The organism is Vibrio sp. MMH1-50 (assembly GCF_022347645.1).
GTDB classification, from domain to species: Bacteria; Pseudomonadota; Gammaproteobacteria; order Enterobacterales; family Vibrionaceae; genus Vibrio; species Vibrio harveyi.
In genome coordinates this window covers 23,435-42,038 of sequence record NZ_JAKRGG010000037.1, presented here as the reverse complement: position 1 = coordinate 42,038, position 18,604 = coordinate 23,435, and the positions used below count along the sequence as shown (strand labels likewise).

Genomic DNA, 18,604 nt, shown 5'->3' with positions numbered 1-18,604 from the left:
CTACCTCACCGTGCCATCAGCATAAACTGGAGCAAAGAGTGCCACTTGAGTTCGCTGTGAAATGATCTCTAAATAATCGCGCATTATCTGAGGTATCGAAAGCTCACCGATCATGGTTAGATTTCTCAGCTCCGAAAACAGCGCGATGTCATCAATCGTCAGATCTCGTGTTGTGTTTACAACAGACATCATATCAACCTCAGGCACCATCTTGAGCAGTGCGCCCTCAAGTTGAGGTAAGCAATCTTCGGTCTTGCTCAGCAACTCAGCTAAAGAAGCACCTAAATACTCTTCTCTAGAGTGAACAAATAATGCCATTGCCGACTCCGTGCTGAGTTCAGGGAGCCCAAGCAATGGCATGCGCGGATAACACAGCTTGGCAGTATATGGCTTCAAATCATCCAACATATCCTGAACGATGGTCGATAGTGTATAGCGACTAAAATAAGGCTCGACGTTAAGGGAACTAGGAAGTTGGTCCAAAAAAGCAAAAATATCGAGACTCTCCGTCATAAGCTCTGTTTGCTTTTCCGCAGCAGAAGTGAGCTGCAAAATAGGAACGGTAAACTTTTCTAGTTTCGCTGCGACGGATGGTTCGAGCTCTCCCAATGGGAATGTTGTGACCTTAACATCCAGATTCTTCAACCCAATTAATGCTTTAACTCGCGTACAGTAAGGACAGCTATCAAACGTATGTAATGTCATCATTTTCCTGTCCCTCCTAGTTACCATGCCAGATGGAATAAGCCATACGCTCTACATGAGCAGGAAGGTTTTGTTCATAGCCTACCCAATGTTCGAACTCTGGTAGCTTCACTGAATGCTTGAGTTCTTCTGGAGTCTTACCAGCTTGCAAACCACTCCAAACGGCATCAAACAACGCTTTGTTAAATTGATAATCTTCTTCAAATGCTTCGGCTGATGAGACAGGCATGTGACCACTAATGACAGTGTCAAATGCTAATTCATTCCGCGCACGTTCAAAGGTATTCACAATGCTGACGTAGTTATGCGTATTCAAACGGTGTGGTTCATTAACCATACCCGGCAAATGCCAATCAACGGCGAGTAGGACTTTGTCTTTCGGCATATGAATGATGCTCATGCAATCCCCATCATTAGGACCGTAGTAATGCAAATCGACTTGTTTGCCACCTAAACTCACGCTCATGGTGTCATCATATGTTTGATCTGGTTGAACAACGCGGTTCTCTAAGTCTCGACTTAAAAGCTCAACACACTTTTCTTGAGAGATGAACTCTGCTCCCTGCTCTTTAAAGATCTGACCGCCGCGAGAGTGGTCAAAATGGTCGTGTGAATAAATCACCTTTTTGACTGGTTGCTTGGTTAGCTTGCTAATTTCTTGCATCATTTGCTTGGATCGCGCTTCACCGGACGGGTCCGTCACAATCACCCCTTCAGGCGTTATAACAACTAAGCTGTTATAGAAATACTGCGAGTATTGATAAACACCATCTTTCAACTCAATCATCACTGGTTTGGTTGGGTCAAATTGCACCGCTTCAGCCGCTACCGTTGAGCTCATCAAAAGCCCGCCAATCATAGCTTGGTAAATCATCTTCATAGGACACACCTTTTGTCTTACTTGTGTTTGGTGTTGTTAAAGATAATTTGTATACTTTAATGAAACAATTGAGTAAAAAGTAACTTCATAACATACCAAAAGTATCGAATGGACAAATACAAAAACATGCAACTGCTCTGCACCGTGGTAGAGAAAGGCAGTTTCGCAAAAGCAGCAAAAGCATTAGGTGTCACACCCGCGATTGTCGGGCGACATATTGCAGCCATGGAAGGCGAGTTAGGGTTTGTAATTCTTAATCGCACAACTCGGAGCATGCAACTGACCCCAGGAGGCAGAGCCTATTACGAGGGGTCACGTGCGATTCTCGAAAACATAGAGCAGTTAGAAGACTCTTTAACTAGCGCCCACCAACTGAATCCAACCGGATTAATCAGACTTTCAGCCCCAGATGCAATGGGACCTTTTCTGATGAAAGCGATTAAGGCGTTTCGCCAAACCTATCAGCACATCCGCTTTGATTTGGTGTTGTCCAATAGCCACGTAAACCTGATTGAAGAAGAGATTGACCTAACTATCCGTCTCTCATATGACTTACAGGATTCTTCCTATATTGCAACGAAACTAGGCAGTTCTAGCTTTGGATTGTACGCAGCACCAAGCTATATCCTTGAACACGGGCAGCCAAATCACTACAAAGAGTTAGAGCAGCATGATTGCTTACACATGGGGCGCTCGCGTTACGGTGATAACTGGGTGCTGCAGGTAGAAGGTAAGAGCATCACCTATCGCCAACCATGGGCGGCAGTCATTTCCGATACCCATACTCTAATCGCCGCCATGGTAGATGGCATGGGAATCTCTATGATGCCGAGTTTGTTTGTGCACAAAGAACTAAAACAAAATACTCTTGTTGAAATCAAAGGCGTTGCTGAATTCCCGCTGGTTAATATTTATGGAATGTATCCTACACGTAAGCATGTGCCCTACCGTTTATCTTTGTTCTTAAATCACTTAAAAGCATGGTTTCCAAAACATTTGCAACAAGCGTAATTTGCCAAAACTTTGAGCGATTTCGGGATCTTATCAACACATTTTTTGTTAAAGGCGTACTATGCTATTGGTAGTGTATTCCACAAGAGGGCGTGGTTATGAAATACAAACATATCCTAGTCGCACTGGAACTGTCTGATGAGAGTACTGTGTTGATTGACCGAGCGGTATCTATGGCGAGTTATCTCGGTGCCGAGATTTCTTTTATTCATATCGATGGTACTCATGGCGAAATTTATCGTGAGCTTGTCGATATTAAAGCAAACCCAGACCAAAGACCGTTGAATGAACATTCAATGGAGTGCTTGAAGTCCTTTAGCGATTACATGGAGCAACCATTGAAGCACTTCTTCGTAGGCACTGGTGATTTAGCGGACAAACTGGAAGTGACTATCAAAGAACAAGAAGTTGATCTGCTGATTTGTGGTCACCATCAAGACTTCTGGAGCAAGATCATTTCTTACTCAAGACATCTGATCAACAAGTCTCCGGTTGATATTCTAGTTGTACCAATTCACGAATAGCGTGAATGAACCATCCCAAAAGCCGCCACGATGGGCGGCTTTTTTGAGTTTCTTGTTGGCTCAATTAAGGCTCTATTTCACCAATCGAATACAGCACCAACTCTTGTGGGTTATTCCCTTCCCCTAACGAGTGAATGTCTTCCCCTTCTTGTTTGAGCTCGTTAATCAGTTTGAGCGCTTTATCTTGCTTCACACCAATAATGGTCGGCATTTCAGAGGCAGAGACACCAAAACGCGTTGCAATAAGCAAGTTTTTCACTTTGGTTTTATCCGATTCAAACATGACATGACCTCTTTAATTTCAATTATCTAAGCATAGCGAATCGCGATGAGAAAGCACCATGCCAACTTGAATAGGTAACGGATTTTCCTAAGGGCTAGACAAACAAGGAAAGTAAAAGCTTAGTTACTGAAAACGCGGTCAAAATAACTGAGTGGCGCCACCTTGGTATTGGCTCTTCGTTGCCACTTGCTGCGGTTCGCCACCAGCCACTTTTGTTCTGAGTTGGCTAAAATCGCTTGGCTCACTCTGGCTTCTCGCAACTCATGTTCCATCGCAAAAGCATGAGTATCACCTTTAGTGCTACCAAGATTGATCTGCGCGGAATGAAGTTCGGCGATTTCGGTTACACCTGCGCAACCGATAATGCCAATATCTGCGGAAAACTGAGCGAAAAAGTGCTCCGCCGCACCATCTACTACATCGCGGTCATTGGTACGAATACGCCCACCCGGAATCCAAGTTTCAATGTTCTCAAAATGAGAAAGAATGTGCGCCGCTTCGAAGTTATTCGTCACCACGCGAAGCTCACTGTGGTGGACTAAACGCTCTGCAATCAATGCGATGGTAGTACCGATACCCAAAAACAAAGTCGCGCCGTTCGGGATGGCTTTGACCACTTCATCTGCAATGATCTGCTTTTCTTGTTGATTGGTAACTTGGCGAGAAGCATAGCTGCGATTACTCAAGGTAGCAGGCAATCCGACACCACCATGATGGCGTCGGGTCAGTCCTAATTGGCAAAGCTGATTAATGTCACGTCGAATGGTTTGCGTCGTGACTTCGAAGCGCTGAGCAAGTTCTTCTATCGCACAATATTCTTGCTGATGAACCAGTTCAATGATGCTTTGCTGACGGACGTTGAGGTTATTCATTCAATGCTGCTTCTCGTCTGACTACAGTCGCTTCAACTTTATAACTCTGTGGTGTGTCTGTGATCATCATGTCCACACCCCACAACCAATGCGCTTCAACTAATTGAGGGAAGTTCGGTGTATAACAAAATAGTTGGTAGCCAAACTGCTTGATTTGCTTAGCCTGCGATTCGGTCAGGAAACGGTAATCACAATGCACGCTGTAAGCATCAATGTGTTGTAGCACGATAGCAAAATCATCAGGAATCTCTTGCCACAACTGTCCTCTTCTCACTTCTGGCAGATAGTTTCTCATCGTCACCAAAGCTTCCGTATTAAAGCTAGAAAACAGAATCATGTCCGTATCCACATCCAAGCGCTCAATTACCTGTGCCACCTTTTCACACAACAAATCAATTTCATCGCCTGAGTAGATCTTCAATTCAATATTGAGCTTCACGCCAGCCTTTGCGGTGAGTTCAAGCGTCTCTTCTAAGCTCGGGATATGCTCGCCAGCGAAGTCATCACCGAACCATAAGCCAGCATCAAGTAACCTTAGCTCGTGCCAAGTCAGCTCTTTCACTTTACCGCGACCATTTGTGCAGCGGTTTACGGTTTTGTCATGGATAACCACAGGGATGTTGTCTGCGCAGAGTTGAACGTCAATTTCAATCCATTCACAGCCAAACTCAATAGCGCGTTGCATTGCCGATAAGGTGTTTTCTGGAGCCAAACTGGATAAGCCACGGTGTGCCGTTATTGTCATTTTTTATTCCGTCTTTTTCATTTGTTTTCAAATGAACTATCTCAGCCCTCAATGACGGTTTAATTACAAAATCGTGACGAAAATAATGCTCAAATAAGTTCATTTTTCTGTAACTAGAACGTCATTTGGCTCATTTAATGTTCATTTGAATTTTTTGAAGCGGATTCATTATCAAAATGAAAACCTGCAAGGGATCAACCTGTTCAAATCATCTATGAAAAGGAATCATTATGGCTATTAAACACCTCGCCGGACTTGCAATTGCAGCGGCATTCATCAGCACGCAAGCACAAGCAAAAACAGAGGTTGAGTGGTGGCACGCAATGGGCGGTGCACTAGGTAAAAAGGTCAACGAGATTGCCGCAGACTTTAACGCCAGCCAATCAGAATACGAGATCAAGCCAGTTTACAAAGGCAGCTATGCGGAAACCATGACCAGTGCAATCGCCGCATTCAGAGCGAAAGAGCAACCAGCTATCGTGCAAGTGTTCGAAGTGGGCACGGCGACCATGATGGGGGCAGATAAAGCGATTTATCCCGTTTATCAATTGATGAAAGACACCAAAGAGTCGTTTAATCCAGATGATTATCTTGCGGCAGTAACGGGTTACTACACCACCAATGAAGGCAACATGCTTTCACTGCCATTCAACAGCTCCACACCTGTGCTTTATTACAACAAAGACATGTTTAAGAAGGCAGGCGTAGCAAATCCACCTAAGACGTGGAAAGAGATGGAAGAAGTGTCTCGTAAACTACTGGCGTCTGGTGCGAAATGTGGTTTCAGCACAACCTGGCAATCATGGACTCAAATCGAAAACTTTGGTGCGCGTAACAACGTTCCTGTTGCCAATAACAACAACGGCTTTGCTGGCTTAGACACAAAATTCAAGTTCAATGACTCAGCGTTCGTACATCATATCGAACAGATGGGTAAATGGTCGAAAGAAGGCATCTTTAAGTACGGTGGTCGTCAGTCTGATGGCATGCCACTGTTTTACACCCAAGAGTGTGCAATGACCATGGGCTCTTCCGCAGGTCTGGCGGGCATCAAAGAGAACATGAAAGGCATTGATATCGGCGTAGCACAATTACCATACGATTCAGAGCTAGTATCTAAGCCACAAAACACCATTATCGGAGGAGCCTCTCTTTGGGTGCTTCGTGGTCACTCAAGCGAAGAATACAAAGGCGTGGCGAAGTTTTTCTCTTACCTTTCAAGCCCTGAAGTTCAAGCAGATTGGCATCAATTCACTGGTTACTTACCAATCACTAAAGCGGCTTATGAGCTAACGAAAGAGCAAGGCTTCTACACTAAGAACCCAGGCACCGACACAGCCGTTCTGCAAATGACATCGACAAAGCCAACGGAAAACTCGAAAGGCATTCGCTTTGGTAACTTCCTGCAAACTCGCGACATCATCAACGAAGAGCTGGAAGCGGTTTGGGCAGGAAAAGCAACAGCACAAGCAGCACTAAATAATGCGGTTCGTCGTGGTGACGAGCAGCTACGTCGCTTTGAGCGCACACAGAAATAACGAACCTTAATAACGAACAATGATGCACCGAGTCTTATTCAAGTAGGTACTCAGAGATGCACTCTCCCCGCCCATCATGGGTGGGGAATTCGTTTACACACCTTGCCTGTTTTATTTTGGTATTTGTATGTCCTCACCTGTTGTTTTTAAACACAAATGGCTTCCGGTTGCGCTGATTGCGCCTCAGTTGGTGATCACCTTGGTGTTCTTCATCTGGCCGGCAGGACAAGCCATTTTCCAATCTTCACAACTTGAAGATGCTTTCGGTATGAGCCGTGAGTTTGTGGGTTTAGAGAACTTTGAAACGCTCTTCCATGATCCACTTTACCTAGATTCGTTAATGACCACGCTGCAATTTAGCATCAGTGTTGCGGTGCTTGCTCTGGTCAGTGCGCTGATCCTTTCCGCTTTTGCCGAGCAAATCATCCGTGGCGCGACCATGTATCGCACTTTCTTGATTTGGCCTTATGCGGTGGCTCCGGTTGTCGCAGGTTCACTATGGCTATTTCTATTCGATCCAACCATCGGTGTGATGACCGAACTGTTGAATCTGTTTGGCGTAGACTGGAATCCAACGCTCAATGGCACCCATGCTATGTGGATGGTGATCATCACCTCGACATGGAAGCAAATCAGCTACAACTTTCTGTTCTTCCTTGCGGCGCTTCAATCAGTACCCAAGTCTCTGCACGAAGCCGCGGCCATTGACGGCAGTGGTCCAATCAAACGCTTTATCACCATTAGCTTCCCGCTGATTTCACCAACCAGTTTCTTTTTGTTGGTCGTGAACTTCGTTTACGCGTTCTTCGATACCTTCGCCATCATCCATGCGATGACACAAGGCGGTCCGAGTAACAGCACTTCCACCTTGGTTTATAAAGTCTATAACGATGGTTTTATTGGTCTGGACTTAGGCTCATCAGCAGCGCAATCCGTCATCCTGATGATCTTGGTGGCTTCCCTAACCGTGATTCAATTTAAGTATGTTGAGAAGAAGGTGGCGTACTAATGGTAGAAAGAAGACCGTTTTTTAATCTGTTTTGTCATGTCATTTTAATTCTTGGCATTATTTCGATTGCGCTTCCCGTTTGGATTGCGATCGTAGCAACCACACATGAGAACAGCGCGTTCGCTACTGGTACACCGTTGTGGTTTGGCGATTTGGGCTTCAGCGTTTTCACTGACTTGTTGAGTAACGACACCCAATACAACAACAATACATTGCCGATTGGTAGCATGTTGCTGAACTCATTCATCATGGCAATGTGCATTACCATCGGCAAGTTAAGCATTTCCATCCTGTCCGCGTATGCAGTGGTGTTCTTCCGTTTTCCGGGACGAATGCTGGCGTTCTGGATGATCTTCTTCACACTTATGTTACCAGTAGAAGTGCGCATCATGCCGACATTTGAGGTGATTACGAACCTCAACATGCTGAACTCATTTTACGGCTTAACCATTCCATTGATCGCCAGTGCAACGGCTACTTTCTTGTTCCGTCAGTTCTTCTTAACGGTACCAAATGAGTTGGTGGAAGCAGCGCGAATTGATGGCGCAGGACCAATCAAGTTCTTCTTCGATATCTTGTTGCCTCTATCTCGCACCAACATCGCCGCACTGTTCGTCATCACCTTCATTTACGGCTGGAACCAATATTTGTGGCCGCTTTTGATCACCACAGACGTGCAGTACTACACCATCGTGATGGGCATTAAGCAGATGCTTGGAGTGGTTGATGGCGTGATCGAATGGAACAAAATTATGGCCACCACCATTATCGCCATGTTGCCACCCGTGATTGTGGTAATTGCAATGCAAAAAGCCTTTGTTAAAGGTCTGGTAGATTCGGAGAAATAAATGTCCACATTAACTCTTTCTAATATCGCTAAATGTTATCCGAACGGCTATCAGGCGATCCAAAAACTTAATCTCAATATCTGCGACGGCGAAATGGTCGTGTTGGTTGGCCCGAGTGGCTGCGGTAAATCCACCTTACTTCGTATGGTTGCAGGGCTAGAGGAAATCAGCTCAGGAGAGCTTAAGATCAACACCACAACCGTCAACGATCTCGAACCTGGCGAGCGAGACATTGCCATGGTATTCCAGAACTACGCCTTGTACCCACACATGACGGTGTACAACAACATGGCTTACGGTCTGCGCAACCGCAGAACACCGAAAGCGGAAATCGAACGATTGGTTCACGAAGCGGCAAAGATGCTGGAGTTGGATCACCTACTCGACCGCAAACCAGGGCAGCTTTCTGGAGGACAACGTCAACGTGTGGCGATGGGGCGCGCAATTGTACGTGAACCAAAGGTGTTTCTGTTTGACGAGCCACTGTCCAATCTAGACGCCAAACTGCGTGTTCAAATGCGTTTGGAAATCAAGAAGCTTCAGCGTCGCCTCGGGACGACATCGGTTTACGTTACCCACGACCAAGTTGAAGCAATGACGCTGGCGGACAAACTTGTTGTTTTGAACAAAGGTAATGTCGAACAAGTTGGCACACCGCTAGAGATATACGACAACCCTGCATCTTTGTTCGTCGCGACCTTTATTGGTTCACCATCCATGAACATCTTAGATGGCAATGTTAGCGTTGACGGCATCACTATCGGTGACGCGCTGCTTCCTGTCTCCACAACAAACTTGGCTCTTGGCGAAATAAAGCTAGGACTTCGTCCAGAGCATTTACAAATCAGCCAAGATAACCCATGGTTGCAAGTAGAAGTCGAATTGATTGAATCGCTCGGTGCCGATCTGTTGCTTTACTGCCACACAGAAGGTGGTGACTCACAAAAGCTTGTTGTTCGTGTAGAGGGACATACGCCAATTCAAATTGGCGACAAGCTTGGTCTAGACATAAAGCCAAAACATGTTCATCTATTTGATGCCAACACAGAAAAGCGTATCGAGAGTACACTGGCTTCCGCGGTATCACTACAAGGCATCAGTGACGAAACACAAGCAATCAACCCTAGAGTAAACAAGCAAGGAGTGGTGAATGCCTAACCCGTTATCAGAGCTCAGGTTAAAGAGCCTGAAACAGATCGAATGGCTGCTAACCGACGTGGATGACACGTTGACTTGGCAAGGCAAGCTGCCACCTGAAACACTCATTGCGATAGCCGAGCTAGAGCGTGTGGGCGTAAAAGTGGTCGCAGTAACAGGCGCATGTGCCGGTTGGTGTGACCAAATGGCAAAGATGTGGTCACTGCATGGGGTGATTGGTGAAAATGGCGCGTTTTGGATGAGAAAAGACGCGGCAGGATTCCACACCACCTTTGCTCGCCCAGCCGAAGCAATGCGCAAAGAACAACGCGCATTACAAGAAAGTATTACCGGCATTTTGGCAGGCTATCCCAATGTCGAGTTCAGCCAAGATCAGAGTTTTCGCTACTGTGACGTTGCGGTGAACATAGCGCAAGATAGAACGCCTGTTTCCCCTTCCACGACAATGGAAATTCTTAACCATATTATGAATTTGAATGTGGAGTCTAATCCCGTCAATGCAACATTGAGTTCGATTCACATCAATGCTTGGGTCGGTAGTCACAACAAGCGTACAAGTGGTGAAGCGTACATTAGGCAGTTCAATAACGGCGAATTACCGAGCTTAGAGCGCATCACGTATGTGGGAGATTCGCTCAATGATGAAGGCATGTTTGAGTGGTTGCCAATGACCTTTGGCGTGAACAACATTCGCCCTTTATTGGCGAAACTGAACCATCAACCTAACTATGTCACACAAGAGAACGGCGGCTACGGGTTTGCTCAATTGGCAAGCTTGATCATTCAAGCAAAAAGCCTGTAATTCAACAGCATGTCCATTCGCCCTTCCGCTTTTCTTAAGTCGGTGAATGGACATTATTTTTGTCTCTGATACATAAAATCTCTATTTATCATTCGCAATTATCGTTTTGTTATCTACCAAAAACGCTCAAAAAACTCTCGTTACTAATTTGCTCTCAATCCCTTGCTATATATGGCGTTTTTTCATTTCTTACTACTTACCATGCTCAGAACGAAGCAATCCGCAACAAAAATTGATTGTTGTCCTAACTAATTATTTTTGTTTGTCGCATTCAAAAGCAGCCCATATTATCCGCAGCACAAGGGATGACATTCCTTACGCTCTTTAACAATCAAATGCCGTACTTCTTCATCTGACAACTTTCCTACTGATGTAAAAATTCCCTTTTGATTCCCATTTTCAAATTTTTACAACCACTGCGCAGAGCATTTAAAGCTGTGTTCTGCATTACAGTCTATTCATGTAGGAAATCATCGTGGATAAATATCAAGCTGCATACGCTAAACGTCTAGAAAAACTGAAGGGCAATCGTTCGCCAAAAACTATTGCACGTATTTCGGCGTGGGATGCATTTTTTAACAAAGAATACGAGATGCAAGATCTAGAGTCTCAAATGGCAGACTCTGCTCGTCATCACTATGAGCAATCTGACGTTAAAAATGAAATCAGCTTTGGTTCATTCAAACGCGCATTCTATAAAGAGTCGATCGTGATTTATGACCTAACCGATGGCGCTTCAATTCAGAAAGTGTTCACACCGTTACTTGTGCTAACAACAGCATGGGTACTGTTCGTGTGTTTTACCCAGTAATTGAATAACCGAATTAAATAAGCAATAGATAAACTATTGGCAGAGTGTTTATTACCTTTGTTCAATACAAACAGTTGAGAGTTTAAGGATGAAAGGAAGAAACATTGCGGCATTTGCCATTGTGGTGGCAGCATTTGCGTTTGGTTATGGCTTTAAATCCTATCAAGAAGCGAATGGTGTCATTTACCCAACCTTTAAGAAGGAGTTTAATCTCTGATGCCTAAGATTACCCTTCTGCTACTCGCAACGACTGTCGGTATTGGCGTTACAGGTGCTGCATTCTGTGTTGGCATTACGTATGCGTTCACACAACTGCCAATCGAACAAATTCTATCGAGCTTATAAAAAAGTAGAGCATTTCGGTGCTCTACTTTTTTGCTGTTTGAGACTCAATATTTGAGTTGAGAAACGAAAAGCGCAATCAGAACTCTTTATTCATCTTCTGTAAGCAAGCAAACAAGATCGCTTGATGCTCAGGTTCGATATTGCGCGTTAAGTCTTGAACCAAATCTAAATGCAGCTGATTGTGATGACGGTGAATCTCTTCACCCGCTGGCGTAAGCTTTACTACGATAGCGCGACGATCTTCTGGATGCGGACAGCGCTCAATAAGCTCCGCTTTCACCAGTTTCTCAATTTGAACCGTTAACGTGCCTGTCGTAATCCCAAGCTTTTCCGCCAGTTCTTTCATACGCAACGCACCATGCCCACCCAGTACTTCAATCGTGTGGATTTGAGCTAGTGAGTAACCCGTGCCTTTTACTACAGATTGCTCCCAAGAAGACATTTTGTCATAGAACTCGGTAAGCGTTTGATTCAGCTTTTCTAATTCGCGCATCACTCAGTCGTTTGAACTTCCAAAGTTAGGTGGTGAATCTTATCAAATTTACTCAATAATTGCTTAAATTCATCCAGCGTTTTGTTGCTATGATTTTTAAGCGCGATAGCCGCAGAATAATGATGACCACTCACCTTCCAGATGTGTAAATCAACAATCTCGGCATAAGGAGTAAGTGTTTCAGTAATCTCATCTCGGTATGACTTGTTGATGCTCTCATCCAACAAGACTGGTGCGGTTTGTTTCATTAAACCCAAGGTCCACTTACCAATCACAACGGCACCAACAATTCCCATCATGGCATCTAACCAAACCCAGCCGTAAAACTTACCGACAATCAACGCGACAATCGCAAGTAGAGAGGTCAGCGTATCCGCTAACACGTGGAAGTACGCAGCAGTTAGGTTGTGGTCGTGATGATGTTCGTGCTCATGATCGTGAGAATGGTGATCATGATGGTCATGCCCATGATGATGGTGATCTTGCAGAAGCAGCATGCTCGCAAGGTTCACCACTAAACCAATCACCGCCACCATAATGGCTTCGTTAAACTGAATGCTTTCTGGGTTGAAGAGACGATGAATCGACTCGACCATCATCATCAATGCCACAATCCCCAACGCAATGGCACTGGTAAAACCACCGAGCACACTCACCTTACCCGTACCAAATGAGAAGCGGTCATTATGGGCATTTTGTTTCGCGTAGCGGTAAGCAAACAAGGTGATACAAAATGCCGCTGCGTGTGTACCCATATGCCAACCATCTGCGAGCAATGCCATTGAACCAAACATGGTCCCGGCAGCAATCTCCACCACCATGGTGGTCACGGTTAGGATCAATACGTAGAGCGTGCGTTTTTCACCCTTTTGGTTGTGAGAAACGAAATCATGTGAATGTTGCGATACAGCCATTGCGACACTTACCTTCCAATTTTAGTTTGATTACCAAATTATTTGATTTTAATTTAGTTTGACCATCAAACAATGTCAACCTAGGAAGGGAATTTGATCAAAGGGAAGTTTTAAAAAGAGTCTTACTCAGTATAAAAAACACAAACGAGCTAAAGCACTTAGGTTCACCAGAGAAGCCTAAGTGCTTTTGCAGAAAGTGATGTTTTTAAGTTGAGAGAGAACTAGCGCTCAGCTAATCGACGGGTATCTTCATCGATGATCGCTCGAAGCGCTTTGGTCAGATCATCAAAGTCCGTGTGCTTTTTGCCGTATTCCAGATTAAAGGCGTAATTGAAATCGGCAGGGTTATCACCTTGAGTGTGCTGCAGAATGGTTTCCAATTTATCCAACGCTTTGGTGAGTCGAGCTTCTGCGGTAGTAGCACTGTCGTATTCCAACCATAGCTCCAGCAGATCCTTTTGCAGAGAAGCGTCTAACGGAGCGATGAGTTGCTTCAAATCTGCCAGTTCTAGTGCGCTTTTACCCAGCCCATCGTGTTGCTCCAACGCCGAAATGTCACCGCTGACCGCTTCTGCCAAGTCATGAACAACACAGAGTTTTAGCACTTTCAAGCTATCCAAATGTGGATAATGTTCTGCTACCAGCATGGCAAGTAAGCATAATCGCCACGTGTGCTCAGCAGTACTTTCATGGCGACCAGAAGACGTCCATGCGGTGCGTAAGGTGCTTTTGAGCTGCTCAGCCTCGCGCAAAAAAGTAAGAATGCCAGGTAGCTTGTCGATCATATCAGTGCTCATGTTTCAATGTTTTCAAGAAGAGTAACGGATCGGGCTGAATCGGAAAAGCACAAACGACAGGGAGAAAACAGGAAGTGATTAGAAACATAGAAGAAGACTCAGACACTCATATTGAGAATGCCTGAGCCTATAGATCACGCCAATTCGCAAGAAAGCAGTTTGGCTTCAAAGTGCTCATCAATGCAGTCGGCAATCAGTTCAATTCGGCTTTCAGCACAGTCATCCAACTCCACTTCCTGTAGCCCATCTGGCGTTAGGTTGTAGCCATAAATGCCATCACCAGTAATAAACACCGCTTTCATGCGCTCCACTTCCAGCTCAACTAACAGAGGAATCAGCTTGCGGCGATCGAACACTTTCTCAGGTGAAAAGCGCCAACCGACACTCTGGAAACCTTCGCCTGAATTGGTCGCTTTGAGCATACCACTCTCAGGCATTGGCATGTCTGAAGCCAAAGGCTTGTCACTCGCATGATGGTGGTGATGCGGGGGATGTTCATGAATGGTGGTCTCACCTTCAAATTCAGCAAACGGAATCACCCCATGCTGAGCAAAAACCACTTTGGTATTTGGGCGCCCAACTTGCGCCACGTAAGCTTCTAGCTTATGGGTATCTCCCTCTTGATACAAATCGAGCTTGTTACCCACCACTGTATCGGCAATCGCAATTTGTTGGTTGAACGTGTCATGCTGTGTATAGCGCTCATCCGAAAGCTTACGCGCGTCGACCAAAGTGATGTTCTTTTGTAGCGAAAGCACTTGGCGATAATGATCTGTCGACAACACTTGCAGCACTTCTTTCGGGTGGCCAAGCCCAGTAGGCTCAATCAGCAGACGGTCTGGCTTTGCTTCATTAAGCAGTTGATTTAAGGCGATTTGCATTGGCAACCCCGCCGCGCAGCACATGCAGCCGCCGGGTACTTCGCGAATAAACACTTGTTGCTCTTCGCTTTGTTGCCCCTGAACCAAGCTACCATCAACGCCGATTTCACCAAACTCATTCACTAATACCGCCCAGCGCTCGTTCTCTGGCTTATTCGCCATTAAATTCAAAATCGCTGAGGTCTTTCCTACACCAAGAAACCCCGTAATCATGTTGGTAGGAACACCAAGTATGGGTTGGCTCTCAGAGCTCATTGGCAATTCTCCTGTAACCTTGCACCAGTTCGTGGTTTGCTGAAACCACAGACTCTGAAAACGCCGAGTACTCAGGTGGCACTTTCGAGATGCTATTCAAATCAAAGTCAGCACCAATATTCGTCATTGGCGGAACATGGAAATTCTCTGGCAAGTCTAGACCATCTACCACACAGTTATGGCGAATAACACAACCCTTCCCAATCACAGCATTAAACACCACCGAGTTAAAACCAATGAACACATCATCGCTAACTTCACACGGACCATGAATAATTGATCGGTGTGCAATGGAAGAGCGCTCACCAATGGTCACGGCAGCGCCTGCCTTTGAGTGAATGACCACGCCATCTTGAATGTTGGTATCACGCTTGATGACAATGGCTTCCATATCGCCTTGCTCGTTCACCTCATCAGCACGAATCACCGCGTAAGGACCAATAAAAACGTTATCTTCAATGATCACTTTGCCACAGATGATTGCCGTCGGATCGATGAAGGCTGTTTCCGACACTTCGGGCATGTGACCTGTGGGATTTCTTCTTAACATATTGAATTCTCTTTATTTGGTGCCGAAAAGACACTCAAGTTACGACAACTATACTTCTACAAATAAAGCCCGATGAAAGCGGATAAATGTAAGCTTTCGAAAATAAACTGAGCTTTCAAATAATCTAAGTTTTTGAAAAACGTGAGTCTTAGCGATCAAATACCAATCGCATAGCATGTGCTGCCTGCTCATTGACTTGTTGGTCGACATACACCAACCCACCGTTGACCCAAGTTTTCTTGATTTGTGAGGAGAACTGATGGCCAGCAAAAGGCGACCAACCACAGTGGTACAAGCTATTATCATTGGTGACTAAGGTCGGCATTTTTGTATCCACCAGCACCAAATCAGCGAAATACCCTTCACGGATAAAGCCACGTTGCTCAATACCGTAGCGGATGGCTGGGTTATGTGCCGTCTTTTGAACCACTTGCTCCATCGTCATATGTCCGCGAGCGACTTGATCAAATAAAGACAATAGTGCGTGCTGTACCAAAGGTAACCCCGCAGGCGCTTGTTCGTAAGGCACCTGTTTTTCTTCCCACGTGTGGGGGGCGTGGTCTGTCGCGATAATGTCAATTTGACCTGTATTAAGTGCTTTTAGAATAGCCTCACGGTCCTTTGGGTGTTTCACCGCTGGGTTACATTTGATTTGGTTACCACGCTCTGCGTAATCTTCATTGCTAAACCACAGGTGATGAACGCAAGCTTCAGCAGTAATGTTTTTGTTCTCGATAGGACCTGCATCAAACAGTGCTAACTCTTTTGCCGTTGTGATGTGCAGAACATGCAACTGACTGTTGTACTTCTTAGCCAGTTCTACCGCATAAGAAGAGGACGCATAACACGCTTCGTCATCACGCAGTATCGGATGATCTTCAATGGTGAATTCCGACTTCTCTTTGAGTAGTCGCTGTTTGTTTTGCGCAATCACAGGTCCACTTTCACAGTGCGTTACGATGAGCACCGGTGAATCACGGAAAATTTCCTCCAAGGCTTGAGGCGCTTCCACCAACAAATCCCCCGTCGAAGCCCCCATAAACACTTTCACGCCACAATGTCTCTTTGGATCAAGCTGTTTGATTTGCTCAAGGTTGTCTTCGGTCGCACCAAGGTAGAAAGAGTAGTTCGCGAGGGAGCTCTGCTCGGCAATGGAGAATTTGCTTTCTAACGCTTCGATGGTCGTCGTGGCAGGGTTTACGTTCGGCATTTCCATATAGCTTGTGATACCACCTGCAACCGCTGCACGGGATTCTGTTGCAATCGAACCTTTGTGCGTTAAACCCGGCTCACGAAAGTGTACTTGGTCGTCTATCATACCGGGGATTAGATGACACCCTTTAGCATCAATCACCGTGTCTTCCGGTTTTGAGGCGATATCGGTCGAGATAGCTTCAATTCGCTGATCGACAATTCTTAAATCGGTCTCGGTAATGGTTCCTTCGTTGACGACAAGGGCGTTTTTAATCAGTGTTGCAGGCATAGCGGTTCAGAACTCCTTGCTGATGATGCTAATAATGGGAAAGGATAAACGTCGTAAAGTGGCAGTGATGAAGACGACAATAAGTGGACACTCAAAGACACTTACTGGGATTTCGCACAGTCATCACAAACACAATTGATCTCTAGTTGAGGGCTGACAACGGTGAAGCCTTCTTCTTTTGCATGGGATTGCAGACCGTGAATCAAGCTTGGGTCGATGGCTTGCTCGCTAATTTTGTTGCATTTGGAGCAGATGAGAAATTGAGGAACGCCATGTTCGTGCTCACAGAGGATATGGGAGCAGACGATGTATTTATTAGAAACTTTAAGCTTGTGAGCCAAGTGCTCACCTTCAAGAAAATCCAAGATTCGATACACCGACATTGCCTGAATATTTTGTTCAAAATGGGCTTTGCAATAATCCACCAACTCATAAGCTGACAAGGCTCTATCGGCATGGACCAACGCTTTCAACACCAGTTTTCTCTTGGAAGTTAATTGCTTTCCTTGAGCTTTAAAGCTCACCTCTACATGCTTAATAATGGCGTCAATATCGCTCATTTTCACCTCACACAAGACACACGCTACCTTATAATAATTTTGATTATTGTTATGTTATAACATAAAAAATAGATTCATCAAGGTAAGGTCAAAGTGAACGCGACTTGGGTATACGCATTAGATCCGTTACTCTAATTAGTTCGTATCCAAATCAGAATAATCGAAACGGATGGCTAGGATGGAACATGTTGGTTCTCGAGCGTTGATTGTAGAAGGCGGCGCGATGCGTGGGGTGTTCTCCTGCGGCATACTCGATCACTTTATGGCACAAGATTTCTCCCCTTTTGACAGCTTTTGGGGTGTCTCGGCGGGCGCAAGTAACTTAGCGGCTTACCTTGCTAAAATGCCGGGCAGAAACCTCAAAATCTATCTCGACTACAGTTTACGAAAAGAATTTATCTCCCCCACTCAACTCGTACGCGGTGGCGATATGATGGATTTAGATTGGATGTGGGACGTCACGCTTAAAGAGTTGGGCATTGATCGAGCCGTACTTTCTGCCGATCCTCGACCATTCTTTTTAGGTGTCACACGACAAGACAACGGACAACCAGAATACCTAACACCCTCCGTAGAAATGTTGGCGGAAACCATGAAAGCCAGCAGCGCCTTACCAATCATGTACCGCAATGGTGTGCCATTAGATGGCGTAAGGTATGTGGATGGTGGTGTAGCGGATGCAATCCCTATTGCCGAAGCCATCAAACGCGGTGCAACCAAAATCATGGTGCTACGAAGCCGCCCTGCCAGCTATCGCAAATCCAAGCCTAAGTTTGAAAAGCTAACTTCACGTTTACTGAAAGATCATCCAGCGTTAATCGAGCCAATGCTCACGCGCCATATTCGTTACAACCAGAGTCTGGAACTGATAGAGAACCCGCCAGTTGGCGTTGAGATCATCCAAATCTGTCCACCAGAAGGCTTTAAGTTAAAGCGTTTAAGCCGCTCGCCAGAACCTTTACGTCAAGCTTATGAGCTGGGTGTGGAATGTGGTCCACAAGCCATTGAACGCTGGGAGCAAAGCTAAACAGAGCACAAAAAAGCTCACTGCCCTCGTGAAAGACAAAAAAAGCCACACCCAATTGGTGTGGCTGATGCAAATTCGATGGCAGTGGATATCGTCTTTGCTTGCGTATGAGC

At 45.4% G+C, this 18,604-nt stretch carries 23 protein-coding genes; 11 read left to right on the top strand and 12 right to left on the bottom strand.

Annotation, left to right across the window (positions count from 1 at the left end):
* Both MHO32_RS20825 and MHO32_RS20820 read right to left on the bottom strand, forming a co-directional pair.
* On the bottom strand, positions 1-708 hold the full coding sequence (locus MHO32_RS20825) for a glutathione S-transferase N-terminal domain-containing protein (RefSeq protein ID WP_239213737.1): 708 nt from the start codon (positions 706-708) through the stop codon (positions 1-3).
* A gap of 13 nt (positions 709-721) precedes the next feature.
* Positions 722-1,585, bottom strand: a complete 864-nt coding sequence (locus MHO32_RS20820; protein WP_239213735.1) for an MBL fold metallo-hydrolase — start codon at positions 1,583-1,585, stop codon at positions 722-724.
* A 108-nt stretch (positions 1,586-1,693) separates the two neighbouring features.
* Between MHO32_RS20820 and MHO32_RS20815 the strand changes: the two genes are divergently transcribed.
* Both MHO32_RS20815 and MHO32_RS20810 read left to right on the top strand, forming a co-directional pair.
* Entirely contained in the window at positions 1,694-2,596 is a 903-nt protein-coding gene (locus tag MHO32_RS20815) for a LysR family transcriptional regulator (RefSeq protein ID WP_239213725.1), read from the top strand.
* 98 nt (positions 2,597-2,694) lie between these two features.
* Positions 2,695-3,120, top strand: coding sequence for a universal stress protein (locus tag MHO32_RS20810; protein ID WP_005439056.1), 426 nt, complete (start codon positions 2,695-2,697; stop codon positions 3,118-3,120).
* A 64-nt stretch (positions 3,121-3,184) separates the two neighbouring features.
* On the opposite strand, the gene MHO32_RS20805 is transcribed toward MHO32_RS20810, so the two are convergent.
* The 3 genes from MHO32_RS20805 to MHO32_RS20795 form a co-directional block, all read right to left on the bottom strand.
* Positions 3,185-3,403: a hypothetical protein gene (locus MHO32_RS20805; RefSeq protein ID WP_009703435.1), complete on the bottom strand. Its 219-nt coding sequence runs from the start codon at positions 3,401-3,403 to the stop codon at positions 3,185-3,187.
* A 119-nt stretch (positions 3,404-3,522) separates the two neighbouring features.
* Positions 3,523-4,275 (bottom strand): DeoR/GlpR family DNA-binding transcription regulator, encoded by a 753-nt coding sequence (locus tag MHO32_RS20800; protein WP_061066617.1) that lies wholly within the window; start codon positions 4,273-4,275, stop codon positions 3,523-3,525.
* The gene (locus tag MHO32_RS20795) at positions 4,268-5,020 is read right to left on the bottom strand and encodes a glycerophosphoryl diester phosphodiesterase (protein WP_239213723.1); all 753 of its coding nucleotides are present in this window, start codon (positions 5,018-5,020) and stop codon (positions 4,268-4,270) included. Before MHO32_RS20795 ends, MHO32_RS20800 begins: the two co-directional genes overlap by 8 nt.
* Positions 5,021-5,250: 230 nt before the next feature.
* Here MHO32_RS20795 and ugpB point away from each other — a divergent pair, with 230 nt between their 5' ends.
* The 8 genes from ugpB (at position 5,251) to MHO32_RS25775 (ending at position 11,531) form a co-directional block, all read left to right on the top strand.
* Positions 5,251-6,558, top strand: a complete 1,308-nt coding sequence (ugpB, locus tag MHO32_RS20790; RefSeq protein WP_069218003.1) for a sn-glycerol-3-phosphate ABC transporter substrate-binding protein UgpB — start codon at positions 5,251-5,253, stop codon at positions 6,556-6,558.
* 127 nt (positions 6,559-6,685) lie between these two features.
* A complete protein-coding gene (gene ugpA / locus MHO32_RS20785; RefSeq protein WP_005452642.1) occupies positions 6,686-7,567 on the top strand; it encodes a sn-glycerol-3-phosphate ABC transporter permease UgpA in 882 nt (293 codons plus the stop codon).
* Positions 7,567-8,415, top strand: a complete 849-nt coding sequence (gene ugpE / locus MHO32_RS20780) for a sn-glycerol-3-phosphate ABC transporter permease UgpE (protein ID WP_038897840.1) — start codon at positions 7,567-7,569, stop codon at positions 8,413-8,415. Before ugpA ends, ugpE begins: the two co-directional genes overlap by 1 nt.
* On the top strand, positions 8,416-9,573 hold the full coding sequence (locus tag MHO32_RS20775; RefSeq protein WP_239213721.1) for a sn-glycerol-3-phosphate import ATP-binding protein UgpC: 1,158 nt from the start codon (positions 8,416-8,418) through the stop codon (positions 9,571-9,573). It begins immediately after the preceding gene.
* Positions 9,566-10,375, top strand: coding sequence for an HAD-IIB family hydrolase (locus MHO32_RS20770; protein WP_239213719.1), 810 nt, complete (start codon positions 9,566-9,568; stop codon positions 10,373-10,375). The genes MHO32_RS20775 and MHO32_RS20770 overlap by 8 nt, the downstream gene beginning before the upstream one ends.
* A gap of 475 nt (positions 10,376-10,850) precedes the next feature.
* The gene (locus MHO32_RS20765; protein WP_005452650.1) at positions 10,851-11,186 is read left to right on the top strand and encodes a hypothetical protein; all 336 of its coding nucleotides are present in this window, start codon (positions 10,851-10,853) and stop codon (positions 11,184-11,186) included.
* An 88-nt stretch (positions 11,187-11,274) separates the two neighbouring features.
* Positions 11,275-11,403 carry a hypothetical protein gene (locus MHO32_RS25780; protein ID WP_005426337.1) on the top strand — a complete coding sequence of 43 codons (129 nt, stop codon included), beginning with the start codon at positions 11,275-11,277 and terminating at the stop codon, positions 11,401-11,403.
* Complete coding sequence (locus tag MHO32_RS25775) at positions 11,403-11,531, top strand: hypothetical protein (RefSeq protein WP_005452653.1); 129 nt, start codon at positions 11,403-11,405, stop codon at positions 11,529-11,531. Before MHO32_RS25780 ends, MHO32_RS25775 begins: the two co-directional genes overlap by 1 nt.
* 76 nt (positions 11,532-11,607) lie before the next feature.
* Here the strand turns inward: MHO32_RS25775 and MHO32_RS20760 are convergent, their stop codons facing one another.
* The 7 genes from MHO32_RS20760 to MHO32_RS20730 form a co-directional block, all read right to left on the bottom strand.
* Positions 11,608-12,024, bottom strand: a complete 417-nt coding sequence (locus MHO32_RS20760) for a MarR family winged helix-turn-helix transcriptional regulator (RefSeq protein WP_009697065.1) — start codon at positions 12,022-12,024, stop codon at positions 11,608-11,610.
* Complete coding sequence (dmeF, locus tag MHO32_RS20755) at positions 12,024-12,938, bottom strand: CDF family Co(II)/Ni(II) efflux transporter DmeF (RefSeq protein ID WP_005452657.1); 915 nt, start codon at positions 12,936-12,938, stop codon at positions 12,024-12,026. The genes MHO32_RS20760 and dmeF overlap by 1 nt, the downstream gene beginning before the upstream one ends.
* A 221-nt stretch (positions 12,939-13,159) precedes the next feature.
* Positions 13,160-13,723, bottom strand: coding sequence for an HD domain-containing protein (locus tag MHO32_RS20750; RefSeq protein ID WP_239213717.1), 564 nt, complete (start codon positions 13,721-13,723; stop codon positions 13,160-13,162).
* Between the two features lie 146 nt (positions 13,724-13,869).
* On the bottom strand, positions 13,870-14,871 hold the full coding sequence (locus MHO32_RS20745) for a CobW family GTP-binding protein (RefSeq protein WP_239213715.1): 1,002 nt from the start codon (positions 14,869-14,871) through the stop codon (positions 13,870-13,872).
* Complete coding sequence (locus MHO32_RS20740; RefSeq protein WP_005426373.1) at positions 14,861-15,421, bottom strand: carbonate dehydratase; 561 nt, start codon at positions 15,419-15,421, stop codon at positions 14,861-14,863. Before MHO32_RS20740 ends, MHO32_RS20745 begins: the two co-directional genes overlap by 11 nt.
* A gap of 148 nt (positions 15,422-15,569) precedes the next feature.
* On the bottom strand, positions 15,570-16,904 hold the full coding sequence (locus MHO32_RS20735) for a dihydroorotase (RefSeq protein ID WP_239213713.1): 1,335 nt from the start codon (positions 16,902-16,904) through the stop codon (positions 15,570-15,572).
* 101 nt (positions 16,905-17,005) lie between these two features.
* A complete protein-coding gene (locus MHO32_RS20730; RefSeq protein WP_005452672.1) occupies positions 17,006-17,464 on the bottom strand; it encodes a Fur family transcriptional regulator in 459 nt (152 codons plus the stop codon).
* Positions 17,465-17,642: 178 nt separating this feature from the next.
* On the opposite strand from MHO32_RS20730, the gene MHO32_RS20725 reads away from it, so the two are divergent.
* A complete protein-coding gene (locus MHO32_RS20725; protein WP_005452674.1) occupies positions 17,643-18,491 on the top strand; it encodes a patatin-like phospholipase family protein in 849 nt (282 codons plus the stop codon).
* The last annotated feature ends 113 nt before the right edge of the window (positions 18,492-18,604 follow it).